This is a genomic window from Streptomyces sp. NPDC055140, from assembly GCF_053607285.1.
Window position 1 is genome coordinate 85,607 of the sequence record NZ_JBSGTG010000008.1, and the last position, 21,950, is coordinate 107,556.

The window sequence follows — 21,950 nt, forward strand, 5'->3', positions numbered from 1 at the left end:
ACGTCAGGCGGTGAGCTCGGGCTCGGCCGCGGTCTTTTCGGGGCTGGGGACGGGAGTGACGGGCTGCTCCTCCGCGGGCAGCCCCCGCATCAGGATCCAGTACCCGGCCGCCGCGGCCGTCCCGACCGCCGCGCAGCCCGCCCACAGCCAGTTCGCCCCGAACCGGTCGATCGTGATGCCCGAAGCCAGCGGCGCGACCAGCGCCGCCACCGACCACGACATCGAGTACATGCCCTGGTAGCGGCCGCGTCCGTGGGTCGGGGCGAGCCGGGCCACCAGGCCGGACTGGGTGGGCGCGTTGACCATCTCGCCGAGCGTCCACACGACGACGATCAGGGCGTAGGCGGCCATCGACCCGGCGAACGCGGTGAGCGCGAAGCCGTAGCCGATGAGGAGGGAGGAGACCGTCAGGAGCCGGCCCGCGTCGCGCTTCTCGATGAAGCGGGTCAGCGGGATCTGCAGCGCCACGATGACGATGCCGTTGACGGCGGCGACGAGCCCGACGTCCGAACTGCTCAGCCCCGCCTGCCCCATGACGATGGGCAGCCCGGACGAGGACTGCGTGAAGACGACGGAGATGAGGAACGACAGCCCCACCATCAGCATGTACCGGCCGTCGCGCAGGACGGTCAGCATGGTCACGTCGGCGACGGGCGCCGCGTCGGGCTTCGGCTCGGCGCGCTCGGGCCGTGACTCGGGCACCTTCACGAACACCAGGACCGCGCAGGCCAGCGTCATCGCGGCCTCGACGAGGAAGCCGGCGGTGTAGCTGACGGAGACGAGGAAACCGGCGTAGGCGGAGGAGACGGCGAAGCCGAGGTTGATGGCCCAGTAGTTGAGGGAGAAGGCCCGCACGCGGTCCTTCGGCGCGACGAGGTCGGCCATCATCGCCTGCACGGCGGGACGCGACGCGTTCGAGGCGACGCCGAGCAGGAAGCCGGTCACCGCGATCCCGGCGGGGTCGCGCACGAAGGCGAGGACGGCGACGGTCGCGGCGGTCGCGAGCTGCGCGGCGAGGAGGGTGGGGCGGCGCCCGATCCGGTCCGCGAGCACCCCGCCGAGCAGCGACGCGATCATGCCGCCGAGCCCGATGAGCGCGGCGACCAGACCCGCGTACGACGCGGAGAAGTGGCGCTCGGTGGTCAGGTACAGCGCCATGAACGTGAGGACGAAGCCGCCCAGGCGGTTGATCAGGGTGCTGGTCCACAGCCACCAGAACTGGCGCGGCAGACCGGACACACTCTCGTGTGCGACCCGTCTGAGTGCGGTGACGGACATCGGGACGGGTCCCCCTGGGGTGCGTACGGCGTGGGTGCGGCCTGATGGGCCTGTAAGTGGCGCCGGCCAAGTCCGTAACTTACGCGGGGGAGGGCGGCCGCAGCCACTCGATTGACGGTGGCCGTCAATCGTCGGCGGGACCCGCCTCCGTACCGTCCGGCCCGTGGCCGGGCGCGCAGGGCGCCGGAGGCTTGGATTAGGCTCGGAGCCATGGCCGACGCACCGTACAAGCTGATCCTCCTCCGCCACGGCGAGAGCGAATGGAACGCGAAGAACCTGTTCACCGGTTGGGTGGACGTCAACCTCAACGAGAAGGGCGAGAAGGAGGCAGTCCGCGGCGGTGAGCTGCTCAAGGACGCAGGCCTGCTCCCCGACGTCGTCCACACCTCGCTCCAGAAGCGCGCGATCCGCACGGCCCAGCTGTCGCTGGAGGCCGCGGACCGCCACTGGATCCCCGTCCACCGCTCCTGGCGCCTGAACGAGCGGCACTACGGTGCGCTCCAGGGCAAGGACAAGGCGCAGACGCTGGCCGAGTTCGGCGAGGAGCAGTTCATGCTCTGGCGCCGCTCGTACGACACCCCGCCGCCGCCGCTGGCCCGCGACGCGGAGTACTCCCAGTTCGACGACGCGCGCTACGCGTCCCTCCCGCCGGAGCTGCGCCCGCAGACGGAGTGCCTCAAGGACGTCGTCGTCCGCATGCTCCCGTACTGGTTCGACGACATCGTCCCGGACCTCCTGGACGGCAAGACGGTCCTGGTCGCGGCCCACGGCAACAGCCTGCGCGCCCTGGTCAAGCACCTCGACGGCATCTCCGACGCCGACATCGCGGGCCTGAACATCCCGACGGGCATCCCGCTGTCCTACGAGCTCGACGCGGACTTCAAGCCCCTGAACCCGGGCGGCACGTACCTGGACCCGGACGCGGCCGCGGCGGCGATCGAGGCGGTCAAGAACCAGGGCAAGAAGAAGTAGCTTTCACGATCATGCCCCTGAGCTGCGTATACGGCGCGGCTCGGGGGCGTTTTCGTGTCCTGGGCCCTCGCTGGGCCCTCAGCCCCTCGGGTTCTGCGGTCGCAGCGCCCGCCCGAGAGCCTTCCGCGCGCGGTCCCGGCTGCTGGGCCATGTGGGTTCGGCCTCGTAGACGTGCTTCGACGACAGAGCCGTCGGGGTGCCTTGGGAGTCCCAGTACTCCGTAGCCAGTTCATCGAACTCTTCAAGCTTCTGACGCATCCGGACACGGGCAGCGTAGAGCGGCACGAGGGGAGCGAGTGGTGTTCTTCAGGCGCCTGCAGTCGTCCGGCGCGAGCTCATGTCTCGCAAGCAACAAGAGCACGGCCTGCAAGTTTTGGCGCGCGAGCGAAGCGGGCTGCGCGCCGGACTGCCCCGCGGCGCGTGGCTGCGGGGCGCCTTGTGGGGTTCAGTCGATCGTCTCCCCGTTGTGCATACCGCCCTTGCAGAGGTTGTCCGCCAGATCGGCCATTCCGCCGCCCTGCTTGCACTGAGAAGGGGTGACGTAGGTTGCGGCACCCTGTGCGGGTGCGGTGGCGCTGGCGGCGCCTGTGAGGCCGAGTCCGGCGAGGGCTGCCGTGGCGATGACGGCGGGGAGGATTCGTCGAATGCGCATTTGGTTCCCCTTTCACGGATTGTCCCGGTTGGGGCACTAATCAGCTTAATCGCCATGTGGACGGCACGTCATGTTGCGCCATTCGGGACAGTGCTGTCGGGTGCGGGGTCGGTGACGCGACCCGTCGGACAGGCCCTGACACGGTGCGCGGCGACCGCCGGGAGCTGCCCACGAACGCGGCGGCGGAAGGATGCGGTCATGCCCAAGCCGGCAAGTTTCACTGCCTGGTTGAAGACCCACACCGATCAACACAGCGCCATCGGGGATCTCGCTCGGGATGTCTCCGCTGATCCCGACTGGCCCTCGCGCAAGGGGCGGCAGGGTCGGCTTGACTACCTGGAGGAGGAGTGCGGCGCCGTCAGGGCAGCTATTGAGGCACTCGACCGTGCATGGGATCAGTACGAGGCGTACATCTCGTCACCCGTCCGGTCCGCACGGTGCGGCACATGACTGTGTCCGAGTGCGGAGCTGCCGGACCGCACTCACGCTGGGACCCTCGGAGTCGTAACCAACGGTGAGGGCCATGATCGTAACGATGGTGTCGATGCCAGAGGTGACCGTCACCCGTACGGACGTGTCCGAGGCACGTGAGCGCCTCGCCACGGCCCGCTTTCTGATCGTCGACATCGAGCTGCCGGAAGAAGCGCCGGCGGATGGCGAGGCTGTGGCCCGTCAGCTCGGCCTGGAGGCTGACGACCTGGACTGGTTCGGCAGGAAGGACGAGCCCGCGCGGGCCGATTTCCTGGGGGAGAAGGCCGGCTTCGTCGTGCCCGTGATCCACGACGACCGGGTCGCCTACATCCACGCGCTGGTGACCGAGCAGTTCCTGGTCACCGTTCACCGTGGCCAGGCGGGCCTGGCGTCCAACATCTCCGCGCAGCTCCGGCACGAGAGGCCCCCCGACGTCGTGGCCGTGCTCTTCCTGCTGCTCCAGGAGGCGCTGGCGACCTTCCGCCGGGCCGCCGTGCAGGACCTGCTGCTGACGGAGGAACTCGAGGACGACATGTTCCAGCAACGGCGCCCCGAGCAGGTCTACCGCCTGTCGAAGCTGCGACGGCGCTCCGCCCTCCTGCACCACTCGCTGCTTCCCTACCTTCAGGTGGTGGACGAGGTCTTCACGCGCCGGATGTTGAACCCCAACTTCCCGGAGGGGCGGCAAAGACTCGCCCAGGAGTTCCAGCACGCGGCGAGGCTGGTCCTGGCGCATATCGAGTCCCTCCAGGATGCCTCCCGTCGTGCTTTCGCCAGCTACTCCTCCCTCGCCGCGGGCGAGCAGAACGGCGTGATCAACCGGCTGGCCATCGTGTCGACGATCTTCCTGCCGCTGACGTTCCTGAGCGGATTCTTCGGCATGAACTTCACCTACCTGACCGACGAACTGGAGAGCAGGGTCGTCTTCTGGCTGCTCGCCGTGGGGCTTCAGGTGGCCGTCCTGTTCGTGGCCTTCTACGTACTGCACCGCACCCGCATCTGGCGGCGGCTGCGGGACGAGGACTAGGGCAAGGACGAGGGCTGGGACTGGGGCTGGGACCGGCCGGGGGACCGGCCGGCCGATCACATGAACTGGGCCGGGGATTGAGGGTCCGTCACCGCGCCGCAGGCTGGGCCGGCAGGTTGAAGACGTTGTCCGGAGAGATGATCTTGGTGATCGCCTGGCCGAAGAGGGTGCTCGGCTCCGAGTTGTCGTGGTTGATGTCCGTGTTCAGGACCACCACGAGCGTCGCCTTGGCGGACGGCAGGTAGATCGTCAGGGACTCGTAGCCCGGCAGGGAGCCGTTGTGGCCTATCCAGCCCTGGACGTTGAAGATGCCGAGGCCGTAACCCGCGCCCGGGATCGTGGTCTTCGGGGTGATGAGGCGCTGCTTCTGCGCGGCGGGGCTGATCATCGCGTCACCGTTGGGGAACTTGCCCGTGGCGACCGTGGGTGCCCAGATGCGCAGGTCGTTCAGCGTGGAGATCATCGCGCCTGCCGCCCAGCCCCAGGACGGGTTCCAGTCGGCCGTGTCCTCGATCTTCCCGCTCGCGGTCTGGTTCGAGTAGCCCTGCGAGTGCGGCTCCGGGAACTCGTTGCCGGTCGGGAACAGCGTCTGCTTCATGCCGGCCGGGGTGAGGATGTTGTCCTGGATGTAGTCGTGGAGCGGCCGGCCGCTCTCCTTCTCGACCACGAGGCCGAGCAGGATGAGGTTGGTGTTGGAGTAGTAGAACTGCTTGCCCGGCTCGAACAGCACGGGGTGCTTGAACGAGTAGTCGAGCAGCTGCTGCGGGGTGAACGGCCGCTCCGGATTCGACGTCAGCGCCTTGTAGAAGTCTTCGTCCGCCGAGTAGTTGAAGAGTCCGCTGCGCATCTCGGCGAGCTGACGGATCGTGATCTTGTCCCCGTTGGGGACGCCGTCGATGTACTTCCCGATCGGGTCGTCGAGGCCGACCTTCTTCTCGTCGACCAGTTGCAGTATCGACGTGACGGTGAAGGTCTTGGTCTCGCTGCCGATACGGATGTGCAGGTCGGGCGACATCTTCTGGCCTGTGCTCTTGTCGGCGACGCCGAAGGACTTCACGTACTCGCCCTTGTCCGGCGTCCACACACCGACGGTCACGCCCGGAACGTTCGCCTCATCCATGACCTTCTGCACGGCGGCGTCGAGCTCCTTCTCCACGGCGGGAGTGAGCTTCTGAACCTGGCCCGGGGTTGCCGACCCGGAATCGGACGGCGAGGGCGGGTCGGTGGCGCGGATGACGGAGGTGGAGCTGGAGCCGGCGGAAACGGAGGCCGGCGTGGCGGACGCGGACCCACCCGCTATCGGCACCGCGAGCGTTCCCACCGCTACGGCGGTCACAGCCCCCCTGCGCAATCCCCCGGTCGAATGCATCATGAGCTGATTCCAACCATGTGAGGAAGAACCCACAGGAAGAACCCAGACCATCGTAGGGCGGGGCCCCACGCACCGCCTCTCCAGTCACCACAGCCGCCGCAGCCACTGGGGTCAGCGCGGTCACCGCCTCTCCAGCAGCCCCTGTTCAACGCCACCACCGCGCGGCCCGAAATGCCGCTCGGCGGACCCGGCCTCGTCAGTCGACCCCACGCAGATAGACCTGGCTGGTCTGGGCATCGAGGGGATGCACCGTCACCTCAAGGGAGTTCAGCTCGCCGGCACAGGGCGCGCACACGGGTCCGCTGCGGACGTCGGCAAGCGTCTCCGGCTCCTTGAGCCCGAGGTGTGCGAACGGCGTCATGGGCTTCACCGACTGCTGCAAGGGCTTCGCGCGGTGGGTGAGTTCCTGCTCGGGGGCGAGCCGGTCCACGAACGCGTCCACGCGCGCTGTCGGCACCGTGAAGGCCAGAAGAAGCCCATCGTCCTGGAACCCGTTCTGGTACGCGGCACGCCGGTCCCTGGCTTCGGCAGGGATCCGCACGTGCATCAGCTCACCGATCGCCGCGGGGGTCACTCCCGCCTTCCAGGCCGGGACTTGTCCGCGCGTATCCGCGTCCGCGTCACGTCCGGTGCCGGTCCTGGTGCCGACACCGGAGCCGCCCGAGCAAGCCGTGAGCAGGGCGAGGGCCGCGAGGCACAGCGCACCGGCGGACGCTCCCCGCACCGGCACCATCGATCCGGTCCCCGCCCTCACCGGGCGTCCCCGTTGCGCCCGAGGTCCGTACGGGTACCGTCCCGTCCGGGATCGGCCGGGTCAGGGAGCTTTGCGGGGGCCGACCCCAGGTCGTAGTGCTGCACCGAACCGCTGCCTCGCATATCGAATTCTCTGGCCAGACCCGTCGTGTGCAGGCGTGCCATGTCCGCGTCCGTCACTTCGGTCGGGCCGATCGGGGTGGACTTTCCCGGGTCCCAGTTGTACCGGTCCCAGACGTTGACCTGGTAGTCGAGCGACACCTTGGGCTTTCCGTCCGCACCGGGGGTGACGGTCACGGCTCCGGTTGTGTTCGTCGTCGCGCTGCCCACCGCCAGATACCAGTTGCGGTCACTGTGGGTGTAGCCCTGGGGTGGCGTCTCCACCGGGATGGTGACGGGCTTTCCACCGGATTTCTCGAAGGCAGCCAGCGCCTGCTGTTTCCACTGTTCCTGCTGACCCGCGATGGTGCCCTGCGAGGCCAGGCGCAGGGATTCGTCGTCCGTGAGCATCCGGTCGACATCCAGGTCGATGGGGGTGCCCAGCCCCCGAAGATAGTGATCCATGTTCCGCGCGGCGTCGGTGTTCCCGATGAAGTCCCCCGCGTTCGCCATGCCTTCGGCCTGGAGCTGGATCCAGTAGTCGTGCATGCCGGGGTCCTCGACGTCGTAAGGACCCGCTCCGTCGTCGGACGCCCCGCGCTTGACCGTGGGGGTCAGCAGACCGGCGGACAACAGGTCGTCCTTGTGGCGGGCCCACAACTGCGCCCGCGCCTCCGGGCTCAGGGACTCCCAGAGCCGGCGGAGCTCCGCGCGCTGCTTCGGATCGGCGTCATCGCCCAGTTCGGCGAGCTTCTCCGCGCGCGGCATCATGTCCTCGTCGAGCGAGGTGTACGTGGCGTGGCCCGCGTTGAAGGCATCGGTGCCGTGGCTCTTCTGCAGGGCGCGCACCAGGGCCGCGTCGACCTCGGAGGCGTGCGCGACGAGCCCGGTGACGGTGTCCGCGTACCACTGCATGATGTCGATCTTCTTCTGGCCGTCCGGCTTCTCGTCGACCTTGCACACAGCCTCCATCACCTTGACCGTGCCGTTCTTCTCGTCGATGACGATGAACTCTTCCTTGCGCGCCGCCTCGGTCAGGCGCTTGGCGCGGTTCTGCAGCGACTCCAGTTCACCGTGGGCGTCCTCGACGACACTCCAGATGCTCTTGGCCTCCGCGTGCAGGTCCGAGATCTCCTTCGTGGTCTTGTCCACGAACTCCCGGGTCACGTCGGCGTTCAGGCCCGCCCAGTGCGCTTTGTCGGACTTGGCCTTGAGCCCGTCGCGGGCGTCACCGGAGAGGGTCTGCAGGTGGTCCATCGCCTGCTTCCAGTCGGTCACCGCGGTGCCGAGCTTGCCGAGGTCGACCTCGATCAGATCTGTGTAGTTCATGCGCCGCACGCCCCCGTTCCGTACATGGCAAGAGACTTCTACTTGAAGTAGCCGTTGAGGCTGGAGACGGAGACGGCGGAGCCGTCCCGGTTGCGCACTTCCGCGGCGATCTTCGCGTCGTCGTGGCTGTGCAGTCTCTTCGAGTAGTCGAGGTGGTTGGAGATGTGAGCACAGGCCTGGAGCACGGACTTCACCTGACTCGTCCACAGCTCCACCGTGGTCTCGAGCTCGCCGCCGGCCCCGAAGTGATGGCTCTTCAGCTCGGCAGCGGCCTGCATGGTGGTACCTGACCCGTGCTCGTCCGCGCCGGCACCCGCGATGTCGACCTGCTTGCCCAGCCGGGTGTGCAGCGAGAACGCCTCGTGCCCGACGGCCCCGAGATCGTCCTGCCGCACGATGAGATCTCCGCCCCCGGCGGGAGGCGCCTGGTTGAGCTGCATACCGGCGCCCCGTCGCTGGGCGGCCTCTCCCTTGAGCTGCTCCCACTCGTCCCATGCCATCGATGAATTCGCCTTCCCCCGAGAGCTGTTGGCCAGATGCGTGGCCTCAGCCTGTCAGACACTGTTCGGGGCGACAGCGGTTGCGTGAACGGCATGGTCCCGGACAAACGGATGGGCCCTGTCATTCGACAAGGCCCATCCAACCAACGGATTACTGCGCGCAGTGGCTGCGCCCCGGGCGCCGTGCGTCGTTGAGCTGACGTTGTCGCCCGACGAGGCGTTGTTCGTGGTGCGCCGCTGGGCAAGCCGCGGTCACGCCGTCGCAGAAGCGGACTCCGTCGCCGCCGTCTCCGCCTCCGTCACCGCGGTCCCGCCCCGCATCGCCACCCGGCGCGCCCACACGTAGTACACGGGCGCCGTCACCGCCAGGCCCACGAGCCATGACAGGTCCGCGCCGCCGAGCGGGGCGACCAGTGGGCCCGTGTACAGCGACGTGGCGACGAAGGGGAGTTGGACCGCGATGCCGATCGCGTACGAGGTCAGGGCCACCGGGTTGAAGCGGCCGTAGCGCCCGCCGTCGGGCGCGAAGAGGTCGCCGAGCGCGTAGCGGCCGCGGTGGACGAGGTAGAAGTCGATGAGGTTGATCGCCGTCCAGGGGACGAGGACGACGAGCAGGACCAGGACGAGGTTCACGAAGCTGGAGACGAAGTCGCTGGACAGCGCCGTCGCGATGAGCAGCGCGCCCACGAGGACCACCGCGGAGACGACGCCGCGGGCCCTCTGGCGCGGGGTCCACGCGGGGCGGAACGTCTGGCAGATGGTGATCAGGGACAGCACCGCGCCGTAGAGGTTGAGCGCGTTGTGGTTGATGACCGAGAAGAGGAAGAGGAGCAGCACGACCGGGCCGAAACCGCCCGCCGCGCTGTCGAAGCCCGCCACCGTGTCGTCCGTGCCGGGCGACGCGAGGCCGATCACCGTGCCCGCGAGGAACGGCAGAGTCGAGCCGAGACACGAACCCCAGTACGTGGCCCAGAAGGTCGACGCCGTACGGACGGTGCGCGGCAGGTAGCGCGAGTAGTCGGAGACGTACGGGGCGAAGGCCAGCTGCCACAGGGCGCTCAGGGACACCGTCGCGAGCCAGCCCGCGAACGTGAAGGAGCCCGCGGAGAAGAAGCCGTCGGGCAGGCCGCGCGCGACCACTACGGCGAGGCCGACCAGGATGCCCGCCCCGAGCACCCACGTCGCGATCTTGTTGAGGGTGTGGATGAGGCGGTAGCCGACCCAGCAGATCAGTGCCGAGCCGAGCGCCCCCAGCACGATGCCCGCGTCGATCGGCACGGCGGGCGCGAGGCCGTGCAGCGACTTGCCCGCCAGGATGATGTTCGAGGCGAAGAAGCCTATGTACATCGCGGCCGCCACGACCACGATGAGCAGCGCGCCCACGCTGCCGAACTGCGCCCGGCTCTGGATCATCTGCGGGACGCCGAGCTGCGGGCCCTGCGCCGAGTGCAGCGCCATGAAGACGGCGCCGACGAGCTGGCCCACCAGGATCGCTGCGACGCTCGACCAGAACGACTGGTGGAAGACCTGGACGCCCATGGCGCCGGTGACCAGCGGCAGCGGCGCGATGTTCGTGCCGAACCACATGGTGAACAGGTCACGGACGCGGCCGTGGCGCTCGTTCTCGGGGACGTGGTCGATGGTGTGCTGCTCGACGGCCGGGGTCGCCTCGGGTGTGGCGGGCATACGGACTCCCTGTCCGGAAAACGAGGGGGTGGGCGGGGGTGTTCGGGCGTGCGGGTTGGGTGGGGAGTCTCGCCACCCTTGCAATCCCCGGTCAAACATCGATTTCCCGGGAGTTACATCTGTTTTCGAGATGCAGACACCTCGCAGGCGCCCGGGGCACAATCCCGCCATGGCCAAGGACGCGAACTTCACCCTCGTGCAGCTGAGGTACTTCCTCGCCGCCGCCGAGCTCGGCAGCATGACCGCCGCCGCGCACCGCATCAACGTCTCGCAGTCCGCGGTCTCCACCGCTGTGCACCACCTGGAGCGCGAGCTCGGCGTGCAGCTCCTGATCCGCCGGCACGCGAAGGGCCTGGAGCTGACGGCCGCGGGGGAGCGGTTCCTGCACGAGCTGCGCGGCTTCCTCACCCACGCCGACGAACTCGCCGAATCGGCCAGGAGCCTGGGCGCCGACCTCGTGGGCGAGCTGGCGGTGGGCTGCTTCCAGACGCTCGCCCCGTTCTATCTGCCGCGCCTGCTGCGGGAGTTCGGCGAGCGCCAGCCCGCCGTGCGCGTCGAGGTCGTCGAGGGCGACATCCCGGCCGTGCAGGAGAGCCTGCGCACGGGCGCCTGCGAACTGGCACTGCTCTACGACATGGATCTCGACGCCGACATCGAGTGTGAGGTCCTCGCGATGGCCCCGCCCTACGCCCTGGTCCCCGAGGGCCACCGGCTCGCGGGCGGCGGCCGGGCCCGCCTCGCGGACCTCGCGGACGAGCCGATGATCCTGCTCGACCTGCCCGCCAGCCGCGACTACTTCCGCTCCGTCGCCGCCAAGGCCGGCGTCGAGCCGCGCATCAGCCACCGCACGAGGAGCTACGAGACCGTGCGCGCCCTGGTCGCCGCCGGATACGGCTGGTCGCTGCTCAACCAGCGGCCGGCGCACGATCGCACATACGACGGTTCGAGCATCGTCGCCCTGCCGCTCGCCGACCCGCTGCCCGCGCTCCCCGTCGTCCTGGCGAAGCTGCGCGGGGTCCGGCTGACGGGCCGCGCACAGGCGTTCGCGACGGCGTGCCGGGAGGCGCTCAGGTCCTGAGAGCCCAGCTCAGGGCGGCACATTCGGGAACTATCTCCAAAGCAGATCCAGTAACACGAAAAGATCTGTTGTACGGATGCATGCTCCCCCTCGCATAGTGGTCGCACCACCGCCCACTCGCTCCGAGGGAGGCCGCTCAACTCCCATAAGGAGTACGGCGCATGATCGGCACCGGAGACCGGTACCGCGAGTCTTCTGCGACGCGGCGCACGACCTGGCGACCCGGGACTCGATGACGTGCAAGGACGAGTCGACCGGTGAGGTCGACGCGATCCAGCAGAAGCCGCCGCGCACCCGCGAGGACTGGGACGCGAAGCGGGCGGCGACGGAATCCCGCCCGTACTCGGAGTTCCGCAACGGCGCCGGCTCACAGCTCCGAGCAGCCGGTGACCGTCCGCGCGTAGCCGAGGAGCAGGCGCCGGGCGACGTCCGGCGTCAGCTCGGCGTTGCGGCTGACGATGTGCAGCCCATAGCCGTCCTCCAGTGCGACGAGGTTGCGCGCGAGGTCGGAGACGGGCGCGGTGAGCGTGAACTCCCCGACAGCCGCGCCGACTTCGAGAGCGGTCGCGTACAGGGCGACCTCGCGTGCGAAGAGCGACGCCATCAAAGTCGCGTGCCCGGAGCTGCGGTCGGCGCGCCGGTGCAGCTCGAAGAGCAGTCCGTGCACGGCGTCGCCCGAGCCGCCCGGCAGCCCGCTGCCCACGAGGGCCCGTAGTCGTGCGGCGGCCCCGGTCGCCCCGTCCACGGCCCCCTGCCGCGCGGCCAGATAGCGCTCCACGGCGCCCCGGTGCACTTCGAGGACCAGCTCGTCCATCTCCGGGTAGTAATACAGAACCGACCCCGCCGACATGCCCGCCTCGGCGGCGATGTCCTTGATGCGCAGCCCCTCCAGGCCCCGCTCGGAGATGGCGCGTCCCGCCGCGTCGACGAGGGCCTCGCGGCGCGCCGTCTGGTTCTTCGGTCTCCCAGGCTTGTTCCCCATGGGTTAATTCTCTGTTACCCGGTTCGAATAAATCAAGTTCCTTGCGTTCAGGGCATTGACGACCCGGCACCTCATTGTTTGAATCCAATCTCAAAGAAGTAGAGGGAGCCGCCGTATGAACACCTACGCAGACTGGCAGCGCCGAGCAGCCGAACTGACGCCACGCACCGGGGCGTTCATCAACGGCACATGGACCGGGGCGCAGTCCCGGGCCACCTTCCCCACCGTCAACCCGGCCACCGGCAAGGTCACGGCACACGTCACCCGGGGCGAAGGGCCCGAGATCGACGCGGCGGTCCGCGCGGCCCGCACGTCCTTCGACGACGGCCGCTGGTCCCGCACCGACCCGGCGGCCCGCAAGCGCGTCCTGCTCAGGCTCGCCGACCTGATCACCGCCGACGCGCAGGAGCTGGCCCTCCTCGACACCCTCGACATGGGCAAGCCGATCGCGGAGTCGTACGGCACGGACGTGCCCGGTGCGGCCGGCGTCTTCGCCTGGTACGCGGAGGCCGCGGACAAGCTGTACGACGAGATCGCGCCGACACCCCCGGGCCACCTGGCGACGGTCCGCCGCGCACCGCTGGGTGTGGTGGGCGCCGTGGTCCCGTGGAACTTCCCCCTGGACCTGGCGAGTTGGAAGCTGGCGCCGGCCCTCGCGGCGGGCAACAGCGTCGTACTCAAACCGGCGGAACAGTCCCCGCTGTCGGCCCTGCGCCTGGCCGAACTGGCAGCGGAGGCGGGTCTCCCCGACGGCGTGCTGAATGTCGTCCCCGGCATGGGTGACACGGCGGGCCGGGCCCTCGGCCTGCACAAGGACGTCGACACCCTGGTCTTCACGGGCTCGACGAAGGTCGCCCGCCTCTTCCTGTCCTACGCCGCCGAGTCGAACATGAAGCAGGTCTGGCCGGAGGCGGGCGGCAAGAGCCCGAACGTGGTCTTCGCCGACGCGGACCTGGATGCGGCGGCAGAGCGTGCGGCCTGGGGATTCGCGTACAACGCCGGCCAGGTGTGCTCGGCCAACACCCGTCTGCTGGTGGAGCGTTCGATCGCCGAGGAGTTCACGGCCCGCGTCGCGGAACACGCGGCACGCTTCGTGCCGGGCGACCCCCTGGACCCCGACACGAACCTCGGCCCGCTCGTGGACGAAGCCCAGGCCATCCGGGTCCTCGGCGCGATCGAGGCATCGGACGGCAAGGTGATCACGGGCGGCACGCGCGAGGGCGCCTACCTCACCCCCACGATCGTCACCGGCCTGCGCCCCGACGCACCTCTGGCGAGCGAGGAACTCTTCGGCCCGGTCCTGACGGTCCACGCCTTCACCACGGAGGCAGAGGCGATACGGACCGCCAACGACTCCCCGTACGGCCTGGCAGCCTCGCTGTGGACGAGGGACCTGGCCCGTGCCCACCGCGTGGCGGACGCCCTGCACGCCGGGACGGTCTCGGTGAACACGGTCGACGCGCTGAGCCCGCTCACGCCGTTCGGCGGCTTCAAGCAGTCGGGCCACGGCAGGGACCTGTCGCTCCACTCCCTCGACAAGTACACGGGCCTGAAGACGACGTGGATCACGTACGCGTGAACCCGGACGCGCAACCGGGCCCGACGGCGACCGCCCGGACGGCTCCCCGACCCTCCACACGACCTCCCGAAGGGACGAACACCATGACCCTCACCCCCGCACAGCAGCTCGCCGCCACGGACCGGGCGCACATCATCCACCCCTACCTCCCCGGCACCGCCGAGGAGCGCGTGGTGATGACGGAGGGCAAGGGCTGCCGCCTCACCGACGCGGAAGGCCGCAGCTACCTCGACGCGACCGGCGGGCTCTGGCTCGCCCAGGTCGGCCACGGCCGCAAGGAGATCGCGGACGTCGCGCACGCACAGATGCAGCAGCTCGAATACTTCACGAGCTTCTGGGAGTTCTCGAACGACAAGGCGATCCAGCTGGCCGAACGCCTCGCCACGCTGGCCCCCGACAACCTCGACCACGTCTACTTCACGTCGGGCGGCTCGGAGGGCAACGAGGCGGCCATCAAGATGGCCCGCTACTACCACCACCGCCGGGGCGAGGGCTCCCGCACCTGGATCCTGGCCCGAGACAAGGCGTACCACGGCATCGGCTACGGCGGCGGCTCGGCCACCGGGTTCCCGGTCTACCACGAGGGCTTCGCCCCGATGATGCCGCACGTCAGCCACCTGACGCCCCCGTGGCCGTACCGCACGGAGCTCTACGGCGACGCCGACCCCACCGACTTCCTGATCGCCGAACTGGAGGGCCGCATCGCGGAGATCGGCGCCTCCAACATCGCGGCGATGATCGGCGAACCCATCATGGGCGTGGGCGGCATGCTGGTCCCGCCGGCGGACTACTGGCCACGCGTACGCGAGGTCCTCGACCGCCACGGCATCCTCCTCATCTTCGACGAGGTGGTGACGGCGTACGGTCGCGTGGGCGAATGGTTCGCGGCCCAGCACTTCGACGTGAAGCCGGACATCATCACGACGGCGAAGGGCATCACGTCGGGCTACACACCGCTCGGCGCACTCCTGGTCTCCGACGAGGTGACCGAGGCGCTGCTCCAGGACCACGGCTTCCCGATGGGCTACACGTACAACGGGCACCCGGTGGCGGCGGCGGTGGCGCTCGCGAACCTCGACATCATCGAGCGGGAGAACCTCCTGTCGCGCGCCGTCACGATGGGCGAGTACCTCCACAACCAGCTCACCGACGCGCTGGGCGACCTGCCGATCGTCGGCGAGATCCGCTCGGTCGGCATGATGCTGGCGGTGGAGCTGGTCGCGGACCGCGAGACCCGCACCCCCCTCCCCATGAACCCGGCCCGCATGCCGCACGACGTGATCCGCAAGGAGACGGGCGTCATCGTCCGCGACTCGGCCCACAGCCTGGTCCTGTCCCCGCCGCTGATCATGACGGAGCAGGAGGCGAAGGAGGCGGCGACGGCGATGCGCTCGGTCCTCGAACGTACGACACCGGCGGGCGACATCACCAAGTAGCCCCCGGGGCCCTGTCCCACGAACCACCGAGCGCCCCCAAGCCACCCGCACCGTCCCACCCGTCCCCAGCTCACGAGGACACAGACGTGCCCGACCACAAAGAACAAGCAGCACCTCCACCCAGCACGACCACCCCCGCGGACCCGGAAAGCACCCCCACCTCCACCCCCAACCTCCACAGAAGCCTCCGCCGCTTCGACATCACGGCGATGGCGGTGGCCGCGGTGATCTCCTTCGACACGGTGGGCCAGATCGCGACGGGCGGCGGAGAGGCGGTGACGTGGACGGCGGTCATCGCGGTCGCGTTCCTCATCCCGTACGCGCTGCTCTTCGCGGAGACCGGCGCGGCCTTCCCTCAGGAGGGCGGCCCCTACGTCTGGGTGAAGCTGGCCTTCGGCCGGCTGACGGCGGCGATCACGACGCTCTTCTACTGGGTGACGAACCCGATCTGGCTGGGCGGCTCGCTCGTGTTCATCGCGGCCCAGACCTGGGACGGCTTCGTGTTCCGCCTGGGCCAGGGCACGTTCGCGGACTACGCGTTCAAGACGGTGTTCATCTGGACGGCGATCCTCACCGCGGTGGTCTCGCTGCGCAAAGGCAAATGGATCACCACGGCGGGCGCGGCGGCCAAGGTCCTCGCGCTCACCGTGTTCACGGCGACGGCAGTGGCGTACGGACTGGAGCACGGCTTCCAGGGCCTGACAGGAACGGCGGACCACATCACCGCCACCTTCACCCCCACGACGGCCGGCTTCCTGGCGCTCGTCCCGGTACTCCTCTTCGCGTACGTGGGCTTCGAGGCCCCGAACGCGGCGGGCGAGGAGATGCACAACCCGCAACGCGACGTCCCCGCAGCCCTAGGCCGCTCCGCGGCGATCGCGGCGGCCTGCTACCTGCTCCCCGTCCTGGCGATCCTCTCCGTGGTCCCGCCCGGCAAGGTGACCGGCATCGGCGGCTTCATGGAGGGCGCCCGGACCATCTTCACGATCTACGGAGGCGCAAGCGGCGCACTCCTGAAGGCGACCGCGCTCCTCTTCGTCTTCGCGCTCCTCACCCAGGGAAGCGCCTGGATGATCGTCAGCGACCGGATGCAGGCGATGGCGGCGGCGGACGGCGGCTTCTTCAGCCGCAAGCTGGGCGCGTTCCACCCGACGCTGGGCACACCGGTGCGCACGAACCTGCTGTCGGGGACGATCGCGACGGTGTTCATGGTGGCGGCGATGCGGCTCGCGGACGGCGACGCGGCGGCGGTGTTCTCGGTCGTCCTGACCGTCGCGGTGACGACGCTGCTGCTCTCGTACCTGACGGTGATCCCGGCCCTGGCGGTCCTGCGTCTGCGCCACAGGGACGTACCGCGCCCGTACCAAGTCCCGTTCGGGACAAAGGGATTCATGATCTGCGTGGCGCTGGTGTACGCGTGGATCCTGACCGGCTCATGGACGGCCCTGTTCCCGGGCACGCTGGAGGCACTGCTCGGCATCACATACGACTTCCACGACACGTGGGGGGTGTCGCGGACGACGTTCGAGGCATTCACGCTGGGCACGGTGGTCGCCCTGCTGCTCATCGGCACCATCGGTCACACGGTGGCCGGAAAGGCGAACACCCGCGCGCGTGTGCGCCGTTGACGCGCCCGCCGGGCTGGGCATGAACTGGGGGACAGGCAGTTCGCCCCGAGGAGGGAACACCATGGCCGAGTCCCCCACCCCCGAAGCCGTCGCAGAGCAGCCCACGGAAGTCGCGCAGCCGCACCGGCTGGTCCTGCTAGGCGCCTGCGGCTGCGGCTCGGGCTGCGGCTGCGGCTGTCAGTCGGGCGCGCCGTGCCAGTGCGGCGGCTGCACGGGCTGACATGACGGAACATGACGGGGCCCCGCACCACACAGGTGCGGGGCCCCGTCCGACAGGTCACCCCGAGAGGGGCCCGGCTCAGCTGCCGTCGACCGGCTGCGGCTGAGGCGCCTGGATCTCGTCGGCGTGCTCACCGGTCACGAGATACACCACACGCTTGGCCACGGAGACCGCGTGATCGGCGAAGCGCTCGTAGTACCGGCCCAGCAGGGTCACGTCCACGGCGGTCTCGATGCCGTGCTTCCACCGGTCGTCCATCAGGTGCTGGAACAGCGTCCGGTGCAGCTGGTCCATCTCGTCGTCGTCCTGCTCCAGCTGGAGCGCGAGGTCGACGTCCTTGGTGATGATGACCTCGGCGGACTTCGCCATGAGCCGCTGCGCGAGCTGCCCCATCTCCAGGACGGTCGCGTGCAGGTCGTGCGGAACGGCCTGGTCCGGGAACCGCAGCCGGGCGAGCTTGGCGACGTGCTGCGCCAGGTCGCCGCTGCGCTCCAGGTCCGCGCTCATCCGGAGCGAGGTCACGACGATCCGCAGATCCGTGGCGACGGGCTGCTGGCGCGCGAGCAGGGCTATCGCCCTCGCCTCCAGGTCATGCTGCAGATCGTCGACCTTCTGGTCCCCGGCGATGACACTCTCGGCCAGCTTCAGGTCGGCGTCGAGCATGGCCGTGGTGGCGCGCCCGATCGCCGACCCGACAAGGCGGGCCATCTCGACCAGGCCCTCGCCGATCGAGTCAAGTTCTTCGTGGTACGCGTCACGCATACAACTGTCCCTCTCACTCACTGCGTGGGGCTGCTGTGCCCCACGCTCCCACGTTCGGCCCTGTACGCGTCCGTTTCCGTCACCTCAAATGAATCACCCCTGTACCCAAGGTGAACTCTGGGCGACGAGTGTTCGAGGTACCACTCGGACGGCTGTGGGCAGCGCTTACGAGGCGCATAACCTGGGGGCATGGACGTGAACGCGGCGGTCGCCGCAGCGGCAGCGATCGCCGGGGTATGTACCGGCGTGATCGCCATGCTGGCGTTTCGCTGGAGCGAACGCGACCAGAAACGCCCCACCCGTACTTCCCTGCACACGGACCCGGTCCTTCCGCCCGGCGTCGACACCGTCCTCTCCGTACTGCGCTCCTCCGCCGTCGTCCTGGACGAGGCGGACAGCGTGGTCAAGGCCAGCTCGGCGGCGTACGCCCTCGGCCTGGTCAGAGGCGGCAAGCTGGCCGTGGAGCCGATGCTCCTCATGGCCAGGGACACCCGCCGTGACGGAGAGATACGACAGGTCGAGCTCGACCTGCCCCGCCGCGGCACCGGCCGCGGGGACGCCCTCGCGGTCTCCGCACGGGTGGCCCCGCTCGGCTCCCGCCTGGTCCTGCTCCTCGTGGAGGACCTGACGGAGGCCCGCCGCATCGAGGCGGTCCGCCGCGACTTCGTGGCGAACGTCAGCCACGAACTGAAGACCCCGGTCGGCGCGCTCAGCCTCCTCTCCGAGGCGGTCATGGACGCGTCCGACGACCCGGAGGCGGTGGAGCGCTTCGCTGGCAGGATGCAGATCGAGGCGACCCGCCTGACGAACCTGGTCCAGGAGATCATCGACCTGTCCCGGGTGCAGAACGACGACCCATTGGAGGACGCCGAGCCGGTCCGCGTCGACGAACTCGTCGCCGAGGCGATCGACCGCTGCCGCCACCAGGCCGGCACGAAGCAGATCACCATGGCCGCGGGAGGCACCGCGGACCTCCAGATCTGGGGCAACCGCGGCCAGCTCGCCGCGGCTCTCGGCAACCTCGTCGAGAACGCCGTCAACTACAGCCCGGCCCGAACCCGCGTGGGCATAGCCGCGCGCCGGGTCAGCGCACCCGGCGGAGACCTCATAGAAGTGGCGGTCACCGACCAGGGCCTCGGCATCTCCGACAAGGACAAGGAGCGCGTCTTCGAGCGCTTCTACCGAGTCGACCCGGCCCGCTCCCGGGCCACCGGCGGCACCGGCCTCGGCCTCGCCATCGTCAAGCATGTGGCTGCCTCGCACGGCGGGGAAGTCACCGTATGGAGCTCCGAAGGCCAGGGCTCCACGTTCACCCTGCGGCTGCCGGAGGCAGGCGCGACCCGCGACCGCGGCCCAGGACACGTAGGCGGCGACGCATACGGACACCACGACGGCAACGACGCCGCCGGGCCCGACGAGACAACCGCATACGATCCCATTCCTGCCGCCCCGGAGGTCCTTCCGTGACCCGAGTGCTCGTCGTCGAGGATGAGGAATCCTTCTCCGACGCCCTGTCGTACATGCTCCGCAAGGAGGGTTTCGAGGTCGCCATCGCGGCCACCGGCCCCGACGGACTCGACGAGTTCGAGCGCAACGGCGCCGACCTCGTCCTGCTCGACCTGATGCTGCCGGGCCTGCCCGGCACCGAGGTCTGCCGCCAGCTGCGCGGCCGGTCCAACGTCCCCGTCATCATGGTGACCGCCAAGGACAGCGAGATCGACAAGGTCGTGGGCCTCGAGATAGGAGCCGACGACTACGTCACCAAGCCCTTCTCGTCCCGCGAGCTGGTCGCCCGCATCCGCGCGGTCCTGCGCCGCCGGGGCGAGCCCGAGGAGGTCGCCCCGCAGGCACTGGAGGCCGGCCCGGTCCGCATGGACGTGGACCGCCACGTCGTCACGGTCTCCGGGTCCAAGGTCGACCTGCCCCTCAAGGAGTTCGACCTCCTGGAGATGCTCCTGCGCAACGCGGGCCGCGTCCTGACCCGCATGCAGCTGATCGACCGCGTCTGGGGCGCGGACTACGTGGGCGACACCAAGACCCTGGACGTCCACGTCAAGCGCCTGCGCGCCAAGATCGAGCCGGACCCGGGTGCCCCGCGCTACCTGGTGACGGTGCGTGGCCTGGGTTACAAGTTCGAGCCGTAGACCGCCGGGTCACGGCGGTGGCCCAGCCACGGAACGGCGAAGGGCGGGATCCCCACCGGGGGTCCAGCCCTTCGCCGTTGTGTACGTACGTGATCAGTGCCCGGCGGCGGGGCTGCCCGAGGCCGACTCGGACGGCGAGGCGGAGCCGGACGGGGTGGCCGACCCGGAGGGCGTCGCGGAGCCGGACGCGGACTCCGACGGCTCCGTGCTCGGCACGGCCGGGATCTCGCTCGGCCCCCACTTCTTGAAGTAGCTCTCGGCCGGCACGACGAACGACTGGATCTTGACGGCGCCCGTGGTGCTGAACGTGAAGGTCAGCGCCTGCACGTCACCGTCGAGGTCGGCGGTGCGGCTGTTGGGCAGCTGCGCGGACGCGTTGCCCTTCCCGCCGAGCACGAGGGAGCCGCCGGCCGGGATCGTCACGGTCTTATTGCCGTCGGCGGCCGACAGCTCGGCCTTCTTGCCGACGCCGTCGAGCGCGATCGAGTCGAGGGTCTGGGCCTTGGAGCCATTGTTGAAGAGCGTCGCGGTCACGACGGCCGGACCCGTGGACTTCAGGTCGGGCTGCGTGATCACGGTGGCGTTCTGGATCCGGATGTCCCCGACGGAGGTCTCCGCGTTGTCCGGCTTGACCTCCAGCGTCTGGGCGTTGTTTCCGGCGCCGCACGCGGCGAGCGAGGCGATCGAGAACGCGAGGGCGGCGGCGGCGAGGGTGCCGCGTCGAAGGCTGCTGCTCACGGCGGCGGCAACTCCTTGAACGTGGGCGGTAAGGGTCTGGACGCCCTGGACGGGTGTAAAGCCGCCCTAAGGGTCTGTCAGCGGGCTTAGGTTACCGAGCCGTTCGCGGGCCGCTGCACCCGACCCGCCCCTAGGGGGTTTCGGATGGATCTCGGCACCGGCCGATCCCCCGCTCCGGCTGCGGCGCGCGCGGCCCGCCCCACCCGCGATCACACCCCTGCCGACCCCCTCGGCCCCTCTCACCTCACCAAACGTGACAGGCCGCATTGGCCTCCCGTTCAGCATTCACATAAGGGCCGCGGGGCCGCTCCTGCGGATTTCCGGTAAGGAATGCATGGCGGTACGGAAAATTGATCACCCGCCACGGTGATCAATTCCCGATTCGGGTCGCACGCGCCTCCGAGTCACCGAACGGAGTAGCGGAAGTGCAACGCTTCGAACCACGCAAACCAGGACGTTCAACCCCCTGCGGGCTCTTCCGGGTAGGTGTAACGTGCGCGTTTCGTCTCCGCCGAAGAGCCGCTCCGACCTGCGAATACCCCCTTCCGCAGGCCCTCCGCAGCACGTTCCGGTTGTGGTTGTCAAGCCCCGAGATATGCCCTGACCTGCGAAAACGCCATTCAGAAGACGCCGTTTCCGTGTTACCCTGGATAGCCACGGAAGGGGTACCTGTCACATGACGTTCAAGGTTGGCGACACCGTGGTCTATCCCCATCACGGGGCCGCGCTGATCGAGGCTATCGAAACTCGCCAGATCAAAGGCGTGGACAAGACCTACTTGGTGCTGAAGGTCGCGCAGGGTGACCTGACGGTGCGTGTGCCAGCGGACAATGCGGAGTTCGTCGGCGTACGTGATGTGGTCGGTCAGGACGGTCTCGACCGGGTCTTCGAGGTGCTTCGCGCGCCGTACGCCGAAGAGCCCACGAACTGGTCGCGCCGCTACAAGGCAAATCTCGAGAAGCTCGCCTCCGGCGATGTCATCAAGGTCGCGGAAGTCGTCCGTGACCTGTGGCGTCGGGAGCGTGAGCGCGGACTGTCCGCAGGTGAGAAGCGCATGCTCGCCAAGGCACGGCAGATCCTGGTGAGCGAGCTCGCGCTCGCTGAGAACACGAACGAAGACAAGGCCGAGGCCCTGCTCGACGAGGTTCTCGCGTCCTGACGCGTGCCCTGACCGGCACGCGGCTGCGACAAGAATCCCGGGCGAGAGCCCAGGCGCATGAATAATGCCGCGGTGCCCGCTGACC

General features: G+C 69.2%; 21 protein-coding genes. 11 read left to right on the top strand and 10 right to left on the bottom strand.

Annotated elements, in window-relative coordinates; all coding sequences use genetic code 11:
* Window positions 1-3: 3 nt before the first annotated feature.
* Window positions 4-1,278 carry an MDR family MFS transporter gene (locus ACWFR4_RS17485; protein WP_453459231.1) on the bottom strand — a complete coding sequence of 425 codons (1,275 nt, stop codon included), beginning with the start codon at window positions 1,276-1,278 and terminating at the stop codon, window positions 4-6.
* Between the two features lie 210 nt (window positions 1,279-1,488).
* Between ACWFR4_RS17485 and ACWFR4_RS17490 the strand changes: the two genes are divergently transcribed.
* Window positions 1,489-2,250, top strand: a complete 762-nt coding sequence (locus tag ACWFR4_RS17490; RefSeq protein ID WP_116512303.1) for a phosphoglyceromutase — start codon at window positions 1,489-1,491, stop codon at window positions 2,248-2,250.
* A 445-nt stretch (window positions 2,251-2,695) separates the two neighbouring features.
* Here ACWFR4_RS17490 and ACWFR4_RS17495 read toward each other — a convergent pair whose 3' ends face one another.
* Window positions 2,696-2,902, bottom strand: a complete 207-nt coding sequence (locus ACWFR4_RS17495) for a hypothetical protein (RefSeq protein ID WP_327577971.1) — start codon at window positions 2,900-2,902, stop codon at window positions 2,696-2,698.
* 198 nt (window positions 2,903-3,100) lie between these two features.
* Here ACWFR4_RS17495 and ACWFR4_RS17500 point away from each other — a divergent pair, with 198 nt between their 5' ends.
* Both ACWFR4_RS17500 and ACWFR4_RS17505 read left to right on the top strand, forming a co-directional pair.
* Complete coding sequence (locus ACWFR4_RS17500; RefSeq protein ID WP_453459233.1) at window positions 3,101-3,352, top strand: YozE family protein; 252 nt, start codon at window positions 3,101-3,103, stop codon at window positions 3,350-3,352.
* 94 nt (window positions 3,353-3,446) lie between these two features.
* A complete protein-coding gene (locus tag ACWFR4_RS17505) occupies window positions 3,447-4,400 on the top strand; it encodes a magnesium transporter CorA family protein (RefSeq protein ID WP_453653156.1) in 954 nt (317 codons plus the stop codon).
* Between the two features lie 88 nt (window positions 4,401-4,488).
* Here ACWFR4_RS17505 and ACWFR4_RS17510 read toward each other — a convergent pair whose 3' ends face one another.
* The 5 genes from ACWFR4_RS17510 to ACWFR4_RS17530 all read right to left on the bottom strand — a co-directional run bounded on the left by ACWFR4_RS17510 (window position 4,489) and on the right by ACWFR4_RS17530 (window position 10,139).
* Window positions 4,489-5,772 carry a serine hydrolase domain-containing protein gene (locus tag ACWFR4_RS17510; RefSeq protein WP_453653158.1) on the bottom strand — a complete coding sequence of 428 codons (1,284 nt, stop codon included), beginning with the start codon at window positions 5,770-5,772 and terminating at the stop codon, window positions 4,489-4,491.
* Window positions 5,773-5,968: 196 nt separating this feature from the next.
* Window positions 5,969-6,505, bottom strand: coding sequence for a hypothetical protein (locus ACWFR4_RS17515; protein WP_453459242.1), 537 nt, complete (start codon window positions 6,503-6,505; stop codon window positions 5,969-5,971).
* A 17-nt stretch (window positions 6,506-6,522) separates the two neighbouring features.
* Entirely contained in the window at window positions 6,523-7,953 is a 1,431-nt protein-coding gene (locus ACWFR4_RS17520) for a hypothetical protein (RefSeq protein WP_453459245.1), read from the bottom strand.
* A 38-nt stretch (window positions 7,954-7,991) separates the two neighbouring features.
* On the bottom strand, window positions 7,992-8,453 hold the full coding sequence (locus ACWFR4_RS17525; protein WP_383001840.1) for a hypothetical protein: 462 nt from the start codon (window positions 8,451-8,453) through the stop codon (window positions 7,992-7,994).
* A 252-nt stretch (window positions 8,454-8,705) separates the two neighbouring features.
* Entirely contained in the window at window positions 8,706-10,139 is a 1,434-nt protein-coding gene (locus tag ACWFR4_RS17530; protein ID WP_453459248.1) for a purine-cytosine permease family protein, read from the bottom strand.
* A 169-nt stretch (window positions 10,140-10,308) separates the two neighbouring features.
* Between ACWFR4_RS17530 and ACWFR4_RS17535 the strand changes: the two genes are divergently transcribed.
* Entirely contained in the window at window positions 10,309-11,217 is a 909-nt protein-coding gene (locus ACWFR4_RS17535; protein ID WP_453459250.1) for a LysR family transcriptional regulator, read from the top strand.
* 367 nt (window positions 11,218-11,584) lie between these two features.
* On the opposite strand, the gene ACWFR4_RS17540 is transcribed toward ACWFR4_RS17535, so the two are convergent.
* A complete protein-coding gene (locus ACWFR4_RS17540) occupies window positions 11,585-12,199 on the bottom strand; it encodes a TetR/AcrR family transcriptional regulator (RefSeq protein ID WP_453653160.1) in 615 nt (204 codons plus the stop codon).
* A gap of 115 nt (window positions 12,200-12,314) precedes the next feature.
* Here ACWFR4_RS17540 and ACWFR4_RS17545 point away from each other — a divergent pair, with 115 nt between their 5' ends.
* From ACWFR4_RS17545 to ACWFR4_RS17560, 4 genes are all read left to right on the top strand, one after another.
* Entirely contained in the window at window positions 12,315-13,778 is a 1,464-nt protein-coding gene (locus ACWFR4_RS17545; RefSeq protein ID WP_453653162.1) for an aldehyde dehydrogenase, read from the top strand.
* A gap of 83 nt (window positions 13,779-13,861) precedes the next feature.
* Window positions 13,862-15,214, top strand: coding sequence for an aminotransferase family protein (locus ACWFR4_RS17550; protein WP_453653164.1), 1,353 nt, complete (start codon window positions 13,862-13,864; stop codon window positions 15,212-15,214).
* 86 nt (window positions 15,215-15,300) lie between these two features.
* Window positions 15,301-16,842, top strand: a complete 1,542-nt coding sequence (locus ACWFR4_RS17555; RefSeq protein ID WP_453653166.1) for an APC family permease — start codon at window positions 15,301-15,303, stop codon at window positions 16,840-16,842.
* Window positions 16,843-16,903: 61 nt separating this feature from the next.
* Window positions 16,904-17,062 (top strand): hypothetical protein, encoded by a 159-nt coding sequence (locus tag ACWFR4_RS17560; RefSeq protein WP_326712359.1) that lies wholly within the window; start codon window positions 16,904-16,906, stop codon window positions 17,060-17,062.
* 78 nt (window positions 17,063-17,140) lie between these two features.
* Here ACWFR4_RS17560 and phoU read toward each other — a convergent pair whose 3' ends face one another.
* On the bottom strand, window positions 17,141-17,824 hold the full coding sequence (gene phoU / locus ACWFR4_RS17565; RefSeq protein WP_100595662.1) for a phosphate signaling complex protein PhoU: 684 nt from the start codon (window positions 17,822-17,824) through the stop codon (window positions 17,141-17,143).
* A gap of 189 nt (window positions 17,825-18,013) precedes the next feature.
* Here phoU and ACWFR4_RS17570 point away from each other — a divergent pair, with 189 nt between their 5' ends.
* Window positions 18,014-19,291 carry a sensor histidine kinase gene (locus ACWFR4_RS17570; RefSeq protein ID WP_453469406.1) on the top strand — a complete coding sequence of 426 codons (1,278 nt, stop codon included), beginning with the start codon at window positions 18,014-18,016 and terminating at the stop codon, window positions 19,289-19,291.
* Window positions 19,288-19,968, top strand: a complete 681-nt coding sequence (locus ACWFR4_RS17575) for a response regulator transcription factor (protein ID WP_018527980.1) — start codon at window positions 19,288-19,290, stop codon at window positions 19,966-19,968. Before ACWFR4_RS17570 ends, ACWFR4_RS17575 begins: the two co-directional genes overlap by 4 nt.
* 93 nt (window positions 19,969-20,061) lie before the next feature.
* On the opposite strand, the gene ACWFR4_RS17580 is transcribed toward ACWFR4_RS17575, so the two are convergent.
* A complete protein-coding gene (locus ACWFR4_RS17580) occupies window positions 20,062-20,706 on the bottom strand; it encodes a DUF461 domain-containing protein (protein WP_453468478.1) in 645 nt (214 codons plus the stop codon).
* A gap of 676 nt (window positions 20,707-21,382) precedes the next feature.
* Between ACWFR4_RS17580 and ACWFR4_RS17585 the strand changes: the two genes are divergently transcribed.
* Window positions 21,383-21,865, top strand: coding sequence for a CarD family transcriptional regulator (locus ACWFR4_RS17585; protein ID WP_003953493.1), 483 nt, complete (start codon window positions 21,383-21,385; stop codon window positions 21,863-21,865).
* The last annotated feature ends 85 nt before the right edge of the window (window positions 21,866-21,950 follow it).

Excerpts from the sequence above, each read along its gene's own strand:
- ACWFR4_RS17510 (WP_453653158.1), bottom strand. The coding sequence starts at position 5,772 with ATGATGCATTCGACCGGGGGATTGCGCAGGGGGGCTGTGACCGCCGTA.
- ACWFR4_RS17530 (WP_453459248.1), bottom strand. The coding sequence starts at position 10,139 with ATGCCCGCCACACCCGAGGCGACCCCGGCCGTCGAGCAGCACACCATC.
- ACWFR4_RS17490 (WP_116512303.1), top strand. The coding sequence starts at position 1,489 with ATGGCCGACGCACCGTACAAGCTGATCCTCCTCCGCCACGGCGAGAGC.
- ACWFR4_RS17505 (WP_453653156.1), top strand. The coding sequence starts at position 3,447 with ATGCCAGAGGTGACCGTCACCCGTACGGACGTGTCCGAGGCACGTGAG.
- ACWFR4_RS17525 (WP_383001840.1), bottom strand. The coding sequence starts at position 8,453 with ATGGCATGGGACGAGTGGGAGCAGCTCAAGGGAGAGGCCGCCCAGCGA.
- ACWFR4_RS17570 (WP_453469406.1), top strand. The coding sequence starts at position 18,014 with ATGGACGTGAACGCGGCGGTCGCCGCAGCGGCAGCGATCGCCGGGGTA.
- ACWFR4_RS17500 (WP_453459233.1), top strand. The coding sequence starts at position 3,101 with ATGCCCAAGCCGGCAAGTTTCACTGCCTGGTTGAAGACCCACACCGAT.
- ACWFR4_RS17560 (WP_326712359.1), top strand. The coding sequence starts at position 16,904 with ATGGCCGAGTCCCCCACCCCCGAAGCCGTCGCAGAGCAGCCCACGGAA.
- ACWFR4_RS17540 (WP_453653160.1), bottom strand. The coding sequence starts at position 12,199 with ATGGGGAACAAGCCTGGGAGACCGAAGAACCAGACGGCGCGCCGCGAG.
- ACWFR4_RS17485 (WP_453459231.1), bottom strand. The coding sequence starts at position 1,278 with ATGTCCGTCACCGCACTCAGACGGGTCGCACACGAGAGTGTGTCCGGT.
- ACWFR4_RS17495 (WP_327577971.1), bottom strand. The coding sequence starts at position 2,902 with ATGCGCATTCGACGAATCCTCCCCGCCGTCATCGCCACGGCAGCCCTC.
- ACWFR4_RS17535 (WP_453459250.1), top strand. The coding sequence starts at position 10,309 with ATGGCCAAGGACGCGAACTTCACCCTCGTGCAGCTGAGGTACTTCCTC.
- ACWFR4_RS17515 (WP_453459242.1), bottom strand. The coding sequence starts at position 6,505 with ATGGTGCCGGTGCGGGGAGCGTCCGCCGGTGCGCTGTGCCTCGCGGCC.
- ACWFR4_RS17550 (WP_453653164.1), top strand. The coding sequence starts at position 13,862 with ATGACCCTCACCCCCGCACAGCAGCTCGCCGCCACGGACCGGGCGCAC.
- ACWFR4_RS17520 (WP_453459245.1), bottom strand. The coding sequence starts at position 7,953 with ATGAACTACACAGATCTGATCGAGGTCGACCTCGGCAAGCTCGGCACC.
- ACWFR4_RS17585 (WP_003953493.1), top strand. The coding sequence starts at position 21,383 with ATGACGTTCAAGGTTGGCGACACCGTGGTCTATCCCCATCACGGGGCC.
- phoU (WP_100595662.1), bottom strand. The coding sequence starts at position 17,824 with ATGCGTGACGCGTACCACGAAGAACTTGACTCGATCGGCGAGGGCCTG.
- ACWFR4_RS17545 (WP_453653162.1), top strand. The coding sequence starts at position 12,315 with ATGAACACCTACGCAGACTGGCAGCGCCGAGCAGCCGAACTGACGCCA.